Annotated in this window: 17 protein-coding genes; 9 read left to right on the plus strand and 8 right to left on the minus strand. The window is 68.7% G+C overall.

Translation table 11 applies throughout. The annotated features are described in order from the left end of the window. Nucleotides 1-118: 118 nt before the first annotated feature. Genes AQJ91_RS06360 through AQJ91_RS06370 form a run of 3 tightly spaced genes read right to left on the minus strand, consistent with a single transcriptional unit; the run spans nt 119 to nt 3,665 of the window. Nucleotides 119-1,126 (minus strand): ABC transporter permease, encoded by a 1,008-nt coding sequence (locus AQJ91_RS06360; protein WP_067017295.1) that lies wholly within the window; start codon nt 1,124-1,126, stop codon nt 119-121. Next, nucleotides 1,119-2,042: an ABC transporter permease gene (locus AQJ91_RS06365; RefSeq protein WP_067017297.1), complete on the minus strand. Its 924-nt coding sequence runs from the start codon at nt 2,040-2,042 to the stop codon at nt 1,119-1,121. The genes AQJ91_RS06360 and AQJ91_RS06365 overlap by 8 nt, the downstream gene beginning before the upstream one ends. Nucleotides 2,043-2,048: 6 nt before the next feature. Continuing rightward, the gene (locus AQJ91_RS06370) at nt 2,049-3,665 is read right to left on the minus strand and encodes a peptide ABC transporter substrate-binding protein (protein WP_067017299.1); all 1,617 of its coding nucleotides are present in this window, start codon (nt 3,663-3,665) and stop codon (nt 2,049-2,051) included. A 347-nt stretch (nt 3,666-4,012) separates the two neighbouring features. On the opposite strand from AQJ91_RS06370, the gene AQJ91_RS06375 reads away from it, so the two are divergent. The 5 genes from AQJ91_RS06375 to AQJ91_RS06395 are packed head-to-tail and all read left to right on the plus strand — an operon-like array spanning nt 4,013 to nt 9,958. Continuing rightward, nucleotides 4,013-5,857 (plus strand): ABC transporter substrate-binding protein, encoded by a 1,845-nt coding sequence (locus tag AQJ91_RS06375; RefSeq protein WP_067017301.1) that lies wholly within the window; start codon nt 4,013-4,015, stop codon nt 5,855-5,857. 6 nt (nt 5,858-5,863) lie between these two features. Further along, nucleotides 5,864-6,916: an ABC transporter permease gene (locus tag AQJ91_RS06380; protein WP_067017302.1), complete on the plus strand. Its 1,053-nt coding sequence runs from the start codon at nt 5,864-5,866 to the stop codon at nt 6,914-6,916. Next, complete coding sequence (locus AQJ91_RS06385; protein ID WP_067017303.1) at nt 6,913-7,830, plus strand: ABC transporter permease; 918 nt, start codon at nt 6,913-6,915, stop codon at nt 7,828-7,830. The genes AQJ91_RS06380 and AQJ91_RS06385 overlap by 4 nt, the downstream gene beginning before the upstream one ends. Further along, complete coding sequence (locus tag AQJ91_RS06390) at nt 7,827-8,972, plus strand: ABC transporter ATP-binding protein (protein ID WP_067017314.1); 1,146 nt, start codon at nt 7,827-7,829, stop codon at nt 8,970-8,972. The genes AQJ91_RS06385 and AQJ91_RS06390 overlap by 4 nt, the downstream gene beginning before the upstream one ends. Then, nucleotides 8,969-9,958: an ABC transporter ATP-binding protein gene (locus AQJ91_RS06395; protein ID WP_067017316.1), complete on the plus strand. Its 990-nt coding sequence runs from the start codon at nt 8,969-8,971 to the stop codon at nt 9,956-9,958. The genes AQJ91_RS06390 and AQJ91_RS06395 overlap by 4 nt, the downstream gene beginning before the upstream one ends. On the opposite strand, the gene AQJ91_RS06400 is transcribed toward AQJ91_RS06395, so the two are convergent. Genes AQJ91_RS06400 through AQJ91_RS06410 form a run of 3 tightly spaced genes read right to left on the minus strand, consistent with a single transcriptional unit; the run spans nt 9,948 to nt 11,494 of the window. Next, nucleotides 9,948-10,343 (minus strand): VOC family protein, encoded by a 396-nt coding sequence (locus tag AQJ91_RS06400; RefSeq protein ID WP_067017318.1) that lies wholly within the window; start codon nt 10,341-10,343, stop codon nt 9,948-9,950. The two genes, AQJ91_RS06395 and AQJ91_RS06400, sit on opposite strands and share 11 nt — an antisense overlap. 34 nt (nt 10,344-10,377) lie before the next feature. After that, complete coding sequence (locus tag AQJ91_RS06405; protein WP_067017320.1) at nt 10,378-10,578, minus strand: DUF397 domain-containing protein; 201 nt, start codon at nt 10,576-10,578, stop codon at nt 10,378-10,380. A 10-nt stretch (nt 10,579-10,588) separates the two neighbouring features. Further along, the gene (locus tag AQJ91_RS06410; RefSeq protein WP_324617976.1) at nt 10,589-11,494 is read right to left on the minus strand and encodes a DUF5753 domain-containing protein; all 906 of its coding nucleotides are present in this window, start codon (nt 11,492-11,494) and stop codon (nt 10,589-10,591) included. 108 nt (nt 11,495-11,602) lie between these two features. Here AQJ91_RS06410 and AQJ91_RS06415 point away from each other — a divergent pair, with 108 nt between their 5' ends. The 4 genes from AQJ91_RS06415 to AQJ91_RS06430 all read left to right on the plus strand — a co-directional run bounded on the left by AQJ91_RS06415 (nt 11,603) and on the right by AQJ91_RS06430 (nt 13,701). Continuing rightward, entirely contained in the window at nt 11,603-12,019 is a 417-nt protein-coding gene (locus AQJ91_RS06415) for an ATP-binding protein (protein ID WP_067017321.1), read from the plus strand. Between the two features lie 484 nt (nt 12,020-12,503). After that, a complete protein-coding gene (locus AQJ91_RS06420; protein WP_067017322.1) occupies nt 12,504-12,896 on the plus strand; it encodes a DUF6247 family protein in 393 nt (130 codons plus the stop codon). A gap of 155 nt (nt 12,897-13,051) precedes the next feature. Further along, a complete protein-coding gene (locus AQJ91_RS06425; RefSeq protein WP_067017325.1) occupies nt 13,052-13,321 on the plus strand; it encodes a hypothetical protein in 270 nt (89 codons plus the stop codon). Further along, nucleotides 13,318-13,701 (plus strand): hypothetical protein, encoded by a 384-nt coding sequence (locus AQJ91_RS06430; protein ID WP_067017328.1) that lies wholly within the window; start codon nt 13,318-13,320, stop codon nt 13,699-13,701. Before AQJ91_RS06425 ends, AQJ91_RS06430 begins: the two co-directional genes overlap by 4 nt. Before the next feature lie 103 nt (nt 13,702-13,804). On the opposite strand, the gene AQJ91_RS06435 is transcribed toward AQJ91_RS06430, so the two are convergent. Further along, a complete protein-coding gene (locus AQJ91_RS06435; RefSeq protein WP_067017331.1) occupies nt 13,805-14,953 on the minus strand; it encodes an ABC transporter ATP-binding protein in 1,149 nt (382 codons plus the stop codon). Beyond that, complete coding sequence (locus tag AQJ91_RS06440) at nt 14,946-16,004, minus strand: ABC transporter ATP-binding protein (protein ID WP_067017332.1); 1,059 nt, start codon at nt 16,002-16,004, stop codon at nt 14,946-14,948. Before AQJ91_RS06440 ends, AQJ91_RS06435 begins: the two co-directional genes overlap by 8 nt. Nucleotides 16,005-16,008: the final 4 nt, after the last annotated feature.

Here is a 16,008-nt window from a genome sequence, read left to right on the forward strand (position 1 = left end):
GGTCGAAGACGTCGCGCACCCGGTCCCCAGGCGCGACGCCGGAGCGGTACGGCCAGCTCAGGACAGTCCCCTGGTGGGCCTCGCCCGGCGCCTCACGCACTGCCCGTGTCATCACCCGTCACCTCAGCTTCGGGTCAAGGGCGTCGCGGACCGCGTCGCCGAGCATGATGAAGGCCAGGACCGTGATCGCGAGGGCGCCGGAGGGCCAGAGGAGGGCGTGGGGGGCGTTGCGGATGTAGGGGGAGGCTGCGGAGATGTCGATTCCCCAGGACACGCTCGGTGGTTTCAGGCCTACGCCCAGGTACGACAGGGTCGCCTCCAGTGCGATGTACGTGCCCAGCGCGATGGTCGCCACGACGATCACCGGGGCGACCGCGTTGGGTGCGATGTGCCGGAGCATCAGGCGGGAGTTGGAGGCGCCCAGGGCGCGGGCGGCCTGGACGTAGTCGTTCTGTTTGGCGGTGATGACCGAGCCGCGGGCGATGCGGGAGAGCTGCGGCCAGCCCAGCAGCACCATGAACCCGATGACCGGCCAGACCGTGCTGCTGGTCACCACCGACAGCAGGACAAGGCCGCCCAGGACGACCGGGATCGCGAAGAAGACGTCCGTGATCCGCGACAGGATCGAGTCCCAGGTTCCGCCGAAGAACCCGGCGAGCGCGCCCAGGACCGAGCCGAGGATCGCGACGCCGAGGGTGGCGCAGACGCCGACCGTGACGGACGTACGGGCGCCGTAGACGGTGCGTGTGTAGACGTCGCAGCCCTGGCCGTCGTAGCCGAAGGGATGGCCGGGCTGGGAGCCCCCCTGGGCCTTGGCGAGGTCGCACTTGAGGGGGCTGCCGGAGGCGATCGCCGAGGGCCACAGGGAGATGACGACCAGGAAGAGGATGATCAGGCCCGAGATGATGAAGACGGGGTTGCGGCGCAGGTCGCGCCAGGCGTCCGACGAGAGGGAGCGAGGCTTGCCGGCAGGGCCTGTGTCCTCCGGGCCGCCCGGTGCCCGTCCGCCGGAGGCGGCTGATGGATGCTGCTCCAGGGTCTCCGCCTCGCCCGTCGCCAGGTCCATCGTGCCGCCCATGCCGGTGCCCGCGACGGCGCCGTCCTTCTCGTACGGCTGCTCAGGCATAGCGGATCCTCGGGTCGAGTACGGCGTAGAGGAGGTCGACGACCAGGTTGGCGACCAGGAAGACCAGGACGAGGACGGTCACGAAGCCGACGACGGTCTGGGTGTTCTGGCGGAGGATGCCCTGGTAGAGCTGGTAGCCGACGCCGTGGATGTTGAAGATCCGCTCGGTGACGATCGCGCCGCTCATGAGGAATCCGATGTCGGCGCCGATGAAGGTGACGACCGGGATCAGGGAGTTGCGCAGGAGGTGCCGGATCACCACCCGGTGCCGGGGCAGCCCCTTGGCGACGGCCGTACGGACGTAGTCGGACCGCCGGTTCTCCGCGATGGAGGTGCGGGTCAGGCGGGTCACGTAGGCGAGCGACACCGAGGCCAGGACGAGGCCGGGGAGGATCAGCTCGTCGAAGGGGGCCTCCGGGGAGACGGACGGTCTGATCCAGCCCCACTCCACGCCGAGCAGCAGCTGGAGCAGCAGGCCGGTGACGAAGGTGGGGACCGAGATGACGACGAGGGTGAACAGGAGCACCGACGTGTCGACGGGGTGGCCGCGCCGCAGACCGGTGACGACCCCCAGGGTGACGCCGATGACGATCTCGAAGAGGATCGCCACGACGGTCAGCCGGATGGTGACGGGGAACGCCGACCCCATCAGCTCGGTGACCTCCTGGCCGTTGAACGCCGTACCGAAGTCGCCGGTGAAGACGTTCCCCATATAGGTCAGGTATTGCTGCCACACGGGCTTGTCGAGGCCGAACTCCTTGCGCAGCTGGGCGGCCGTCGCCGGGTCGCACTGCCGGTCACCGCACAGGCCCGCGATGGGGTCGCCCATCACGTTCACCATCAGGAAGATCAACAGCGTGGCGCCGATGAACACCGGGATCATCTGCAGCAGACGCCGGACGACGTACCGTCCCATGCGGGCTCAGCTGACCTTGATCTCGTTGTAGACGGGGACGCTGAACGGGTTGAGTGCCACGTCGGAGAGGCGGTCCGACCAGCCGGCGCTGCCGTTCTGGTACCAGAGCGGGATGGCGGCCATGTTGTCGCGGACGACTTCCTCGGCCTGCTGGAAGAGCTCGATCGCCTTGCGGGTGCCGGTCTCCGCGTTGGCCTCGTTGACTAGCCTGTCGAACTCCTTGTCGGACCACTTGCCGTCGTTGGAGGAGGCGTCGGTGTAGTAGAGCGGTTCCAGGAAGTTCTGGATCAGCGGGTAGTCCATCTGCCAGCCCGCCCGGAAGAGGCCCGAGAGCTTCTGCTGCGAGGCCTGGCTGCGGAAGTCGGCGAAGGTGCCGACCGGGTTGCCGACGCAGGCCCTCTCGTTGTCCAGGGCGTTGTTGATGGAGTTGCAGACGGCGTCGACCCACAGTTTGTGGGAGCCGGCGTCGGCGTTGTACGTGATCCTCACCTGGCCGCCGGGGATGCCGCCGCCCTCGGCGATCAGCTCCTTGGCCTCTTCGGCGTCGTACTGGCACCACTCACCGCACAACCCCTCCTTGTAGCCGCCCTCCTCGCCCAGGACCGGGGAGGTCCAGTCGGTGGCCGGGGTGCGGGTCTTCTGGAAGATGGTGTCGGTGATCTGGTCGCGGTCGATCGCCCGGGACAGGCCCTTGCGGACCTTGTCGGAGCCGGCCTTGTTCCAGTCCGCGTCGTAGAACGGGAAGGCGAGGGTCTGGATGATGCCGGCGGGGGTGTTCAGATACCGGTCGCCGAGGTCGCTCTTGACGTTCTTGAGCTGCTGGGCGGGCACGTCGTCGACGAGATCCAGGTTGCCGGCCATCAGGTCGGTGTAGGCGGTGTTGTTGTCGGTGTAGACCTTGAGGGTGACGCCGCCGTTCTCGGCCTTGTCGTCGCCGGGGTAGTCGTCCCATTTCTTCAGGGCCATCTGTGAGCCTTTGGTGTACGACTCGACGGCGTACGGGCCGTTGCCGATCGGCTTGTTCAGGAAACCGGCGTGGTCGTCGAAGAAGGCCTGGGGCAGCGGGTAGAAGGCGGTGTACCCGAGGGTGTCGGGGAAGGTGGAGAACTTCTGCGTCAGCTCGACGGTGAAGGTCCTCTCGCCGGTGACCTTCAGCCCGGACAGGGTGTCGGCGCTCTGCTCGCCCTCCTCCGGGTGGACCTTGTCGTAGCCCTCGATGTACTGGAAGAAGGGGGCGTTCTTCTGGTTGTTCTTCAGGCCGGCGCCGTAGTTCCAGGCGTCGACGAAGGACTTCGCGGTGACCTTCTCACCATTGCTGAAGGTCCAGCCGTCCTTGACGGTGATGGTGAAGTTCTGCGAGTCGGTGGTCTCGATCTTCTCGGCGAGCATGTCGTTCGCGGCGCCGGTCCTGGGGTCGTACCGCTTCAGGCCGCGGAAGATCATGTCCATCACCTTGCCGCCCTGCACCTCGTTGGTGTTGGCCGGCTCCAGCGGGTTCTGCGGGTCGGTCCACGAGGAGCTGAGCACCGCGCCGCCGTCGCTCCCGTCGCCTCCGCAGGCCGTCGCCGCGAGGGCGACCGCCACCGCGCATGCGGCCCGTCTGGCGTGCGTGGCTCCACTCATGGAGTACCTCCTCTTGACCGCGCCGCCGGTGAGCGCTGTGGCGCCGGCGCGGGAGCGTTGATCCATTACCGGTCAATATCGCCACAAAGAGCACTTTGTGCACATCAGCGACACCCGCATGGGCGCACCGACTGGGAACAGCCCGCCGGGAAACCGGCGGGCCGCTCTGCCGTCAGGGCCTCACCAGGGACTCTTCAGTGGTGTGGACCAATGAGGGCTGAGGTGCCGTCAACTTCTTGTTTCCGCAGGCCACAAGGGGTACGTGCGCCGTTGACGCGTGCAGACCGGCGCTGATAAACACTCTCAACCAGCCGTCCCTGTGCGATCGATGACGCGAGGTCAGATCCATGAGCACACCAGACCAGCACGGCAGAGTGAACGCACGTGTCCCTCGACTCCTCGCCCTGACCGGAGCCGCCGCCCTCACCCTCACGGCCGGTTTCGCGACCCCGCTCGATCCTGCCCCCCGGCAGGCCGCCGCCGCGGACGGCGACAAGGTGCTCACCGTGGCGGTCGCGCAGAGCGTCGACTCCCTGAGCCCCTTCCTGGCGGCGCGTCTGGTCAGTACCAGCATCCACCGGCTGATGTACGAGTACCTGATCAACTACGACCCCAAGGACAACCATGCCGTCCCGGGCCTGGCCACCAGGTGGGAGCCGTCGCCGGACAAGCTGACCTGGACGTACACGATCCGCACCGACTCCAAGTGGTCGGACGGCCGGCAGGCCACCGCCGAGGACGCGGCCTGGACGTTCAACAAGATGATGACCGACGACGACGCGGCCACCGCCAACGGCAGCTTCGTCACCAACTTCGAGAAGGTCACCGCCCCCAGCCCGACCCAGCTGGTCGTCAGGCTGAAGAAACCGCAGGCCACCATGGCCGCCCTCGATGTGCCGATCGTGCCCAGGCACGTGTGGGAGAAGGTCGACGACTTCTCCGAGTTCAACAACGACAAGAGTTTCCCGGTCGTGGGGAACGGGCCGTACATCCTCACCGACTACAAACCCGACAGTTACGTCCGGCTCAAGCCCAACAAGACGTTCTGGCGCGGCGCCCCGAAGTTCGACGAGCTGGTCTTCAAGTACTACAAGGACGGCGACGCCGCCGTCGCCGCCCTGCAGAAGGGCGAGGTCTCCTTCGTCTCCAACCTGACGCCCGCCCAGGCGGCGTCCCTCAAGACCCAGGACGACATCCGCGTCAACGACGCCCCCGGCCGCCGCTTCTACGCCCTCGCCACCAACCCGGGCGCCCGGGCGAGGAACGGCCAGAAGTTCGGCGACGGCCACCCCTCCCTGCTGGACGAGCGGGTGCGGCACGCCCTCTTCATGGCGGTCGATCGGAAGACCGTCATCGACAAGGTCTTCCAGGGCCACGCGGTGGAAGGTGAGGGGTACATCCCGCCTCGCTTCTCCACCTACTTCTGGGAGCCGTCCGACGGCCAGACGCTCGCCTACGACCCGGCCAAGGCCGCCCAGCTCCTCGACCAGGCCGGCTACAAGAAGAACGGTGACGGGAAGCGTCTCGGCAAGGACGGCAAACCCATCAACTACCGCATCCTGTGCCACGCCACCGACCCCAACGACAAGGCGATCGGCCAGTATCTGCAGGAGTGGTGGGGTGAACTGGGCATCGGCGTCACCCTCAACTGTCTCGACAACGTGAGCGATCCCTGGCTCGCGGGGACCTACGACCTCGCCTTCGACGGCTGGTCCGTCAACCCGGACCCGGACTTCGTCCTGTCCATCCACACCTGCGCCGCCCTGCCCGCCACCCCCAAGGACACCGGCGCCACCGACAACTTCATCTGCGACAAGCAGTACGACGACCTGTACGCGAAGCAGCTCGCCGAGTACGACCCCGCCAAACGGGCGGACATCGTCAAGCAGATGGAGTCACGGCTGTACGACCTCGGGTACATGAACGTCATGGCGTACCCGAACGCGGTCGAGGCCTACCGCACGGACCAGATCAAGTCGATCACCACCATGCCCGAGAAAGCGGGCAACATCATGGGTCAGGACGGTTACTGGAGTTGGTGGTCGGCGGTCCCGGCCGACTCGGGCGGCTCCTCCGACAGCTCCGGTTCCACCGGCGTCGTCGTCGGGGCCGTCGCGGGTGCCGCGGTGCTCGTCGGCGCGGGCGTGTTCTTCGCGCTGCGCCGCCGCGCCACCGCCGAGGACCGCGAGTAGCCGCTGATGACCGCCGACGCCACATCCGCCCCGGCCGCCAAGGCCGCCGCACCGGCGGCCCGCGGCCCACGGGCCCGCACCACCACGGGGTATCTGCGCTACGGCGCCGGCAAGGTGGGCGGCGCCGTCGTCTCCCTGCTCGCCGTCCTCGTCACCGGGTTCTTCCTGTTCCGGCTGATCCCCGGCGACCCGGTCAAGACCATGACGGGCGGCCGGCCCATCTCCGCCGAGCAACTGGCCGCCTACCGGAAGGAGTTCGGGCTCGACCTGCCCCTGTGGGAGCAGTTCACCGACTACTGCGGCAAGGCGCTCACCGGCGATCTCGGCACGTCGTACCAGGTCCGGGCGCCCGTCATCGACAAGATCTCCGAGGCGCTGCCCAACACCCTGCTGCTCACCGGCACCGCGTTCGTGCTGTACACCGTGCTCGGCATCGTCCTGGGGACGCGTTCGGCGTGGCGCAACGGCGGGCTCGGCGACCGGCTCAACACCGGGCTGGCGCTGACGCTCTACTCGATCCCGTCGTTCTGGCTGGGGCTGCTGCTGATCATCGTGTTCTCGGTGGGCATCGGCCCGATCCCGGGCCTGTTCCCGACCGGTGGCATGGAGTCGGGGGGCGAGGAGGGCTTCGCGTACGTCCTCGATGTCGCCCACCATCTGGTCCTGCCGGTCGTCACGCTGGTCGCGGTCGAGTACGGGCAGACGCTGCTGGTCGCCCGGTCGGCGCTGCTCGACGAGATGGGCAGTGACTATCTGACCACCGCGCGGGCCAAGGGGCTCCGGGACGATCTGGTGCGGCGGCGGCATGCCGTGCCGAACGCCCTGCTGCCGACCGTGACGCTGGTCTTCGTCAACCTCGGGCGGACGGTGGCCGGGGTGATCCTGGTCGAGACCGTGTTCTCCTGGCCGGGGCTCGGCGGGCTCTTCTACCAGGCCCTGAGCGTGCCCGACCTGCCGCTGGTGCAGGGCCTGTTCCTCTTCTTCGCCTCGGCGGTGATCGTCATGAACACCCTGGCCGATCTGGTCTATCCGCTGCTCGACCCGAGGGTGGGCCGATGACGACCGAGACGAAAGGGGTGACGGCCGGTCCGCGCGCGCTCGCCTGGCAGCGGCGGCGCCGGTCCGCCGTACGGTTCTGGCAGCAGTACCGCACCCATCGCGCCGGTCTGGCCGGCCTGGCCGGGCTCGCCTTCTTCGCGCTGCTGGCGCTGACCGCGCCGCTGACGGTCGGCTCCGACGTGTCCAGCGTGACCGGGGCGCCGGGGCGGCCGATGGAGAGCCCGAGCGGTGAATTCCCGCTGGGGACCGATCAGTTCGGGCGGAATCTGCTGGGCTTGGTGGTGTGGGGCTCGCGGGTCTCGCTGCTGGTCGGGCTGCTCGCGGCCGCGCTGTCGGTGGCGATCGGCGCGCTGGTCGGGATCACCGCGGGGCACTTCAAAGGGGCGTACGCCACCGTACTGATGCGGATCACCGACTGGTTCCTGGTGATGCCGACGCTGGTCCTGGCCATCGCGCTGGCGACCGTCATGTCCCGTTCGCTGGGCACGGTCGTGCTGGCGATCGGGGTGACGTCCTGGCCGACCACGGCCCGGCTGGTGCGGGCGCAGACGCTGGCGGTGGAGTCACGGCCGTACATCGAACGCGCGAAGGCGCTCGGCGGCGGGCACTGGCACATCATGTCCCGGCACGTGCTGCCCAATGTCATGCCGCTGGTGCTGGCCCAGACGACGCTGATGATCTCCTCCTCCATCCTCGCCGAGGCGACGCTCGCCTTCCTGGGGCTGGGCGATCCGACGGTGGTGTCCTGGGGCGGCCTGCTCCAGGACGCGCGGGAAGCGGGCGCGGTGAGCTCCGGGAACTGGTGGTATCTGGTGCCGCCGGGCATCGCGATCGCGGTGGTCGCGCTGGCGTTCACGCTGTGCGGGCGTGCGGTGGAGTCCGTGCTCAACCCCAGGCTGGGGGTGGCCCGTTGACGCTGCTGGAGGTCCGGAACCTCGAGGTGACCTATCCGGGCGGGGCGGCCGCCGTACGCGGGGTGGATCTGTCGCTGGCGGCCGGGCAGAAGCTCGGCATCGCGGGCGAGTCGGGGTGCGGCAAGTCCACGCTCGCCCTGGCGCTCCTACGACTGCTGCCGGCCGGGACGCGGATCGGCGGCGAGGTCCTGCTGGACGGCGAGGACGTGCTCACCATGAAGTGGGGCCGGGTACGCGCGGTCCGCTGGGCGGGCGCCTCCATCGTCTTCCAGGGCGCGATGCACTCGCTCAACGCCGTGCACCGCGTCGGCGACCAGATCGCCGAGCCGATCCTGCTGCACCGGAAGGCGACGGCGGCGGGCGCGAAGAGGAAGGTCGGCGAGCTCCTGGAGCACGTGGGCCTCCCGGCGGCCCGCGCATCGGCGTACCCGCACGAGCTCTCCGGCGGGCAGCGCCAACGCGTCATGATCGCCATGGCACTGGCCTGCGACCCACGCCTGATCATCGCCGACGAGCCGACCACGGCCCTGGACGTGATGATCCAGGCGCAGATCCTGCGGCTGATCGAACAGCTGGTCGCGGAGCAGGACTTGGGCCTCATCATGATCAGCCACGACCTGGCGGTCCTCGCCGACACCTGCGACCGGCTCGCGGTGATGTACGCGGGGCGCGTGGTCGAGGAGGGCCCGGCGAGGGAGATCTACGAGGACGCCCGACACCCGTACGGCAAGGCGCTGTCGGAGGCATTCCCGAGGATCGGCGACCCGGCATCGCGGTTCGCGCCACGCGGCCTGCCCGGCGACCCACCGGACCCGGCGGCCGTGCCCTCCGGGTGCTCCTTCCATCCGCGCTGCCCGGTCGCGCTGGAGTCCTGCGCGGTGGACGACCAGGTACTGCGGGAGGCGGGCGCGGAGCGGCGGGCGGCTTGCGTGCACGTGGCGGGGGCGGGGGCCGGGGCGTCCGCGATAGCTGCGGGGGCCGACGGAGGCCCCACCACGGCGGCGTACGGCGTCGCAGGGCCCGCAGGCACAGCGGGGGACCCCCCGCCCACAGCGCAGGACACCGGCGGCCCGGTCGCCGGGTCCGTGGAGGAGACGAGAGGGTCGGCGACCTCGGCCGGCGAGCCGAGGAGTGCTTCATGACGACGTCGCCGTCCCTGCTCGCCGCCCAGGACCTGCATGTCGCCTTTCCCGGTCGGCACGGCGCCGCTTCCGCCCGTGCGGTGGACGGCGTCGAACTCGACATCGGGGCCGGGGAGATCGTGGCGCTGGTCGGCGAGTCGGGGTGCGGCAAGACGACGCTGGCCCGTGCGCTGCTGGGCCTGGTGCCGCCGACGCGAGGGCGCGTCGTCTTTCGCGGGGAGCCGCTGACGTACTCCTCGCGCGCCCTGAAGGCGTACCGGCGGCGCGTCCAGCTGATCCTCCAGGATCCGACCGGATCGCTGAACCCGCGGCACACGGTGTACGACGCGGTGGCCGAGGGGCTCAGGATCCACGGGTACGGCGGCGACGAGCGGGCGGCGGTGGCGGAGGCCCTGTCCCGTGCGGGTCTGCGGCCCCCCGAGCGTTTCCTCCTCCGCTACCCGCACGAACTCTCCGGCGGCCAGCGCCAACGCGTCGTCATCGCGGGCGCGTTGGTCCTCGAACCCGAACTGCTCGTCGCCGACGAGCCGGTGGCCTCCCTGGACGCCTCCGTACGCGGCGAGATCCTCGCCCTGCTGCTGCGGCTGCGCGCCGACCTCGGTCTGTCGGCGCTGGTGGTCACGCACGACCTGGGGCTCGCGTGGAACATCGCCGATCGCGTGGCGGTGATGTACCTGGGCCGGATCGTCGAGACGGGCGCCGTGGAGCAGGTCCTGACGGCGCCCCGACACCCGTACACCCAGGCCCTGTTGTCGGTCCTGCCGGAAGCCCCCGGTGATCCGGTCGTGCTCACCGGCGAACCCCCGGACCCGTCCCGCATCCCCTCCGGGTGCCGCTTCCACGCCCGGTGCCAGATCCTGGCGGGCGGGGAGGCGGAACGGGTGGGGGTCGCGGACGCCTGCCGGAGCGAGGATCCCGAGGTGCTGGGCGGGGGTGGGGAGGCACAGGTGGCCTGTCACTGGGCGCGGGCCGGGATCACGGCCTGACGTCGGCCTCGGCCACCAGCTCGACCTCGAAGCCGTCGGTGTTCGCAAGGTACGCGGCGTAGTGCTCCGGACCGCCCGCGTGCGGGTAGCGGTCCGCGAAGAGCGGCGTCCAACCGTGGTCCGGACTCTCGGCATCCAGCGCGTCGACCTCCTCGCGGGTTCCGGCGTGGAAGGCGAGGTGGTTGAGGCCGGGGCGGGTGCGGTCGTGGTCCGCGGCAGTCAGCGCCAGTGACTGCTCCACGACCAGGTACGCCGTCCCCTGACGCCAGCTGCGGCCGTGCTGCCAGTCCTGGTACGGGTCGTAGCCGAGCCGGGTGAGCAACCAGCCCCATTCGCGGGTCGCGCGGGGCAGGTCGGGGACCCACAGCTCGATGTGGTGGAGCAATCTCTTCGGTCCCTCTCCTGGGCGCGGCAGGGCTTCAGCCCTGAGCGGTGCCTATCGCGCCATCCCTGACAGCACGGAGCAGAGCACCGAGGGCGGTGGCGGACGTCTGGACGACGGTCGCCGGATCTTCGCTCTCGCGGAGGTGGGGGTGGCCTGCGGGGCAGGTGGCGAGTTCGACGCAGTTCGCCGCCCCTCCTTCGCTGAAGCTCGACTTCTGCCACTTGAGCTCGGACATGTGCGCCTTTCTACAACAGGGGGTACAGGATGCGTTGCAAGAGGCTGAGCGAATTCCTGGCCGCTTGCGCCTCCGGCGACGCCTCGGGGCGGACAGCAGGTAGCGCCTCCCCGGTCAACGTAGCGAACCGGTTCCGGTATTTGGCCAGAGCATCCGGATCGTCCAGGTAGAGCGTCTTCTCGATGTGGGAAACCAGGGCGGTCGACAACTCCCGCTCCTCCGGCTCGATCAGCACGAATCCAGTGCCGAACGCGATCGGACCGTCAAACGGCAGAATCTGGATGGTCACATGCGGAAGCCGGGACAGTTCCACGAGGTGCAGCAACTGATCACGCATCACCTCGGGTGCGCCCAAGGTCACGCTGAGAGCGGCCTCGTGGATGACAGCGTGCAGAACCGGCGGGCGCTCGCCGGTCAACAGAGCTCCGCGCCGAACCCTGAAGCGGACGGCAGCGTCCTGCTGCTCTGGAGGCATCGGCCGGTAGGGACCACGGTGAAGGACTTCAGCGTAGCTCTGCGTCTGAAGGATGCCCGGAACGAACATGGGCTCATAGGTGACCACGGAGCGGGCAGCGTCCTCCAGTTCAGCGAGGTCCAGGTGCGCGGCACCCAGTACGCCTCGGTACTCGCTCCACCATCCCTTGCCTGACCTCTGACCGAAATCGATCAGCGCATCCATAAAGGTATGAGAACTCATACCAGCGGCTTGACCGAGACGCCGGACCCGTTCCGCAGACAAACCGGTCTTCCCCGCCTCAACGCTGCTGAGCTGGGGTTGCCTCACACCAAGCAGAGCGGCCGCCTCGGTCGACGACAACCGCGCTCGCTCACGCAGCCTGCGTAGTTCCGCACCGAAACGCCTTTGCCGGTACGTCGGTTCAGCCCTGAGCCCCACGCGTCTCCTCCTCATCCTCATCCATCAGGTATCCACCGTCTCATCCAAGTAGGTTGAATAACTCACACCATCTCCCTTACTGTATGTGAGGCGTCAGTCACAGTCGAACCGCACCCTGGAGGCTGCCACATGCGCAAGCCTGAAACCCCCCAACCCCTTTGGACCTACGGCCTGACAATCCCCCACGACCCCCGCGCCGTCGGCGTTGTCCGGGCGACGATCCGCAGCATTCTCTCCGCCGCGAAGCTCAACTGCATCGTCGACACCGTGGAGTTGCTGGTCTCCGAGGTTGTCACCAACGCCTACCAGCACTCCGCCATGGAGACCCACGTCAGCATGGAACGCACTCCGGAGGACTTCCGTGTCACGGTCTGGGACCACGGCTTGGGCACCCCGATGCCCCTGGCCCCTGCCGCCCACGACGAACGCGGACGCGGACTCGGCATCGTCGAGGCGTGCGCCGATCAGTGGGGCGTACGGGGCTACCCGCACGGCAAGGCCATGTGGTTCACCGTCGCACCGAAGGGCAACGGGGACCCGGCGTGAGTTGTCCACAGGCCCAGCCCGCACCGCGGGCTCGCAGGTACGCAGCGGGCAGCGGGCAGCGGGCAGCGGGCAGCGGGCAGCGGGCAGCGGGCAGCGGGCAGCGGGCAGCGGGCAGACCACCGTATCGCCCCGAGGAGACAGCCCATCAGCACCGCCGCACACCCCGGCAGCACCCCGAAGAACGTACGGGCTGTTTCCGCAGCGGGACTCGTACCGCTGTAGGACACTCCTCGCAGGACGAGGGGACACCAAGGAGCAGTGGATCGTGAGCGCACAGCACGCGGAGACGCCGGGACCTGAGGCGCCGCCGTTGGGAACCATCGGGAACATTCGAGCCGCTCTTCGGTCCGGACATGGTTTTCCCGGCGACCAGGAGTCGTTCGAAGCAGATCTTCAGCGCGCGCTGGAGGCATCCCGACTTCGATGTCGCCGTACAGGAGGGCATCGACCTCACGGCCCTTTTGAAGCGGGAGGCTCGGGGCCGATGAGTGGCGTGATCGCCGCCGCACACCCCGGTTCCGGCGACTCTGTCACCCTCCAGCCGGCCAATACCCCGGAAGACCTACGGGCCGTCCTCGCGCAGCTGGCGCCCGACGCCCTGCCCACGTTCGACGCCGAACGCTCCGCGGCGCTGCAACAAGCACGCGAGCAGGTCAGCGCCGCTCCGATGCGCCGTTTCTCTGGACAGTGGGCGGTGTACGCAGCAGTGGAACGGCATCCCGAGCTTGCCGCCAGGCTGCGCTCCCTGGAAGCACGCGCTACCACCACCGAGAGTCTCAACGAAGCACGGGCCATCGCGGCCGAGATAGGCCGGATCTTCGACGTGGCCTGCGCGGAGGCCGGGATCGAGTTGCGTACTTCCTCGCCACGAACCTGACCGGGCTGCGGCAGGAACGGCGTGAGACGGACCGCGAAGGTGGGCGAGGCACCCCGAAGCGGCAACCCGAGAAAGACGCTGAGCCAGCCAGCGCCAATCTCACGACATGACGTTTGCACCCTCACCGAAGGTATTCCCCTCGGCATACTCCCCGAATGGACACCACGATCAAGGTCGACTCCAAGACCCGCGACCGCCTCGCCGTCCTCGCGGAGGCCCATCGTACGACCATGCGCGCCCTCATCGAGGAGTTCGCCGAGAGCACGCTCACCCCCGCCGAGCTGAAGGAGCGCGCCGATCGCACCGCCGTCTACCTCGCCGAGCACTTCGGTGTGACCGTCACGGACGACAGCAGCGCCGAGGTCCTGCGCAGGGTGCGCAGCCAGGTGGTGGCACACCACGCGGCCGAGCAGGGTGCCGCGTGATCCGGGAGCACTACATCCTCGACTCCGACACACTGCTCGCCCTGGGTGGGCACCGTCAGGTCTCCGGCCTCGTCCACGCGGCCCAGCTCGAACCCGGTGTGTTCCTCCACACGCCGGTGCTCTCGGTCATCGAAGCCGAGCGTGAGAGGGCGGGCATCCCGATGCACATCGGGCAGCTCGGTATCACGACCGTCGACCTCGATTACCCGGCTGCCCTCTCCTGCTGCCAACTCCACGCCGACGGCGTGCCGTTCGGTACGGCGGCGGCGATCGAAGCGGCCCGTCGGGTGGGCGAGGACTACGAGGCCCCGTTCGTTGCGACGGTCCGGCTGGAACTGTACGAGAAGCGGTACGTCCGTGTTGTCGACCTGAACCGCTGACGGTTCTGGCAGGGCGCAGGATGCCTGTGGGCTGTTCGAAGAAAAGCCGGTTCCCGGCGCCTGGACATCGGCGCCGGGAACCAAGGGACGTACCCGTACGGGATCAGGCCGCGTGCACGACGTCCTTCTCCTCCGCGAAGTGGCACGCCGACTCATGCGCCGCGGGAGTGTCCTCGCCCTGGAAGCGCTCCGGAATCGCCAGCAGCGGGACCTCCTCGGCGCACTGGTCCTGGGCCTTCCAGCAGCGGGTGCGGAAGCGGCAGCCGGACGGCGGGTTGGCCGGGGAGGGCACGTCGCCGGTGAGGATGATGCGCTCGCGACCTTCGCGGGCGTCCGGGTCGGGGACCGGGACCGCCGACAGCAGCGCCTGGGTGTAGGGGTGCGTCGGGTGGTCGTAGATCTGCTGGTCGGTGCCGATCTCGGCCATCTTGCCGAGGTACATCACGCCGACGCGGTCGGAGATGTGCCGGACGATGGACAGGTCGTGGGCGATGAAGAGATAGGAGAGGTTGAACTCGTCCTGCAACTTCTCCATCAGGTTGATGACCTGTGCCTGGACCGACACGTCCAGCGCCGACACCGGCTCGTCGCAGATGATGATCTCCGGGTTGAGCGCCAGGCCGCGCGCGATGCCGATGCGCTGGCGCTGACCGCCGGAGAACTGGTGCGGGTAGCGGTTGATGTACTCCGGGTTCAGGCCGACGACGTCCAGGAGGTCCTGGACCTTCCTGCGCCGGTCGCCCTTCGGGGCCACCTCAGGGTGGATCTCGAAGGGTTCCCCGATGATGTCGCCCACCGTCATACGGGGGTTGAGGGACGTGTACGGGTCCTGGAACACCATCTGGATGTTGCGGCGTACGGCCTTCAGGGCGCGCCCGGACAGCTTGGTGATGTCCTGGCCCTTGTAGAAGATCTCGCCGGCCGTTGCCCGCTCCAGGTTCATCAGGAGCTTGGCGACCGTCGACTTGCCGCAGCCGGACTCACCCACGATGCCCAGGGTCTCGCCCTGGTGCAGGTCGAAGGAGATCCCGTCGACGGCCTTGACCGCGCCGATCTGCCTCTTGAACAGGATGCCCTGGGTGAGCGGGAAGTGCTTGACCAGGCCGCGCACTTGGAGGATGGGCTCCCCACGCTCGACGGGGGCCTCGATCGCGGCGACCGCCTCCGCCTCGGTGTGCGCGTCGGCGACGTCCACCTCGGAGACGCTCGGTGTGGCGTCGACCGGCTCGTTCTGCTTGCTGAGCTCAGCCATGGATCGTCTCCTTCCAGAAGTGACAGGCCGAGCCGCGGCCGACCAGTTCGCCGCCGTCCCGCTCGGTGACCGGCTGCAGGGCCGGGATGTCGGTACGGCAGATGTCCTGCGCCATCGGGCAGCGCGGGTTGAACGCGCAGCCGCTCGGAATGCGTGTCAGGTTCGGCGGCAGCCCCTTGATCGCGTACAGCTCCTGGCCCTTCTGGTCCAGGCGCGGAATCGAGTCCAGCAGGCCCTTGGTGTACGGGTGCGCCGGGCGCTTGTACAGCTCGTGGACCGGAGCCCGCTCCACGATCCGGCCCGCGTACATCACCGCGATCTTGTCGGCGACGTCGGCGACCACGCCAAGGTCGTGGGTGATGAGCATCAGGCCCATGTGATATTCGCGCTGCAGCTCAGCCAGCAGGTCCATCACCTGGGCCTGGACCGTCACGTCGAGCGCTGTGGTGGGCTCGTCGGCGATGATCAGGTCCGGCTCCAGGGAAAGCGCCATGGCGATCATGATGCGCTGGCGCATACCGCCGGAGAACTGGTGCGGGTAGTCGTTGACGCGCGCGGCGGCAGCCGGGATCTTCACCCGGTCCATCATCTCGATCGCCTTGGCCTTGGCGTCCTTCTTGGAGAGGCCCAGGTGCACGCGGAACATCTCGCCGAGCTGGTAGCCGACGGAGTAGACCGGGTTCAGCGACGACAGCGCGTCCTGGAAGATCATGGCGATCCGCGCGCCGCGCAGCTTGCGCCGTTCCTCGTCGGACATCTTCAGCATGTCCTGGCCACGGAAGAGGATCTCACCCTTGGTGATGCGGCCGGGAGGCATGTCCAGGATGCCCATGATCGCCTGGGCGGTGACGGACTTGCCGGAACCCGACTCGCCCAGAACAGCGAGCGTCTCCCCGGCCTTCACCGAGTAGTTCACACCGTTGACCGCTTTGGCGACGCCGTCCCGCGTGTGGAACTCCACGTGGAGGTCGCGGACTTCCAGCAGCGGTTCTCCGCTGTCCGGATCGTCCCCCTGATATGGGCTCATGGGAGCCTCGTCGATGAGAGTCATCGTG

The sequence above is a fragment of the Streptomyces dysideae genome, assembly GCF_001514305.1.
GTDB lineage: Bacteria > Actinomycetota > Actinomycetes > Streptomycetales > Streptomycetaceae > Streptomyces > Streptomyces dysideae.

Excerpts from the sequence above, each read along its gene's own strand:
- AQJ91_RS06360 (WP_067017295.1), bottom strand. The coding sequence starts at position 1,126 with ATGCCTGAGCAGCCGTACGAGAAGGACGGCGCCGTCGCGGGCACCGGC.
- AQJ91_RS06365 (WP_067017297.1), bottom strand. The coding sequence starts at position 2,042 with ATGGGACGGTACGTCGTCCGGCGTCTGCTGCAGATGATCCCGGTGTTC.
- AQJ91_RS06370 (WP_067017299.1), bottom strand. The coding sequence starts at position 3,665 with ATGAGTGGAGCCACGCACGCCAGACGGGCCGCATGCGCGGTGGCGGTC.
- AQJ91_RS06375 (WP_067017301.1), top strand. The coding sequence starts at position 4,013 with ATGAGCACACCAGACCAGCACGGCAGAGTGAACGCACGTGTCCCTCGA.
- AQJ91_RS06380 (WP_067017302.1), top strand. The coding sequence starts at position 5,864 with ATGACCGCCGACGCCACATCCGCCCCGGCCGCCAAGGCCGCCGCACCG.
- AQJ91_RS06385 (WP_067017303.1), top strand. The coding sequence starts at position 6,913 with ATGACGACCGAGACGAAAGGGGTGACGGCCGGTCCGCGCGCGCTCGCC.
- AQJ91_RS06395 (WP_067017316.1), top strand. The coding sequence starts at position 8,969 with ATGACGACGTCGCCGTCCCTGCTCGCCGCCCAGGACCTGCATGTCGCC.
- AQJ91_RS06405 (WP_067017320.1), bottom strand. The coding sequence starts at position 10,578 with ATGTCCGAGCTCAAGTGGCAGAAGTCGAGCTTCAGCGAAGGAGGGGCG.
- AQJ91_RS06410 (WP_324617976.1), bottom strand. The coding sequence starts at position 11,494 with ATGAGGATGAGGAGGAGACGCGTGGGGCTCAGGGCTGAACCGACGTAC.
- AQJ91_RS06415 (WP_067017321.1), top strand. The coding sequence starts at position 11,603 with ATGCGCAAGCCTGAAACCCCCCAACCCCTTTGGACCTACGGCCTGACA.
- AQJ91_RS06420 (WP_067017322.1), top strand. The coding sequence starts at position 12,504 with ATGAGTGGCGTGATCGCCGCCGCACACCCCGGTTCCGGCGACTCTGTC.
- AQJ91_RS06425 (WP_067017325.1), top strand. The coding sequence starts at position 13,052 with ATGGACACCACGATCAAGGTCGACTCCAAGACCCGCGACCGCCTCGCC.
- AQJ91_RS06435 (WP_067017331.1), bottom strand. The coding sequence starts at position 14,953 with ATGGCTGAGCTCAGCAAGCAGAACGAGCCGGTCGACGCCACACCGAGC.
- AQJ91_RS06440 (WP_067017332.1), bottom strand. The coding sequence starts at position 16,004 with ATGACTCTCATCGACGAGGCTCCCATGAGCCCATATCAGGGGGACGAT.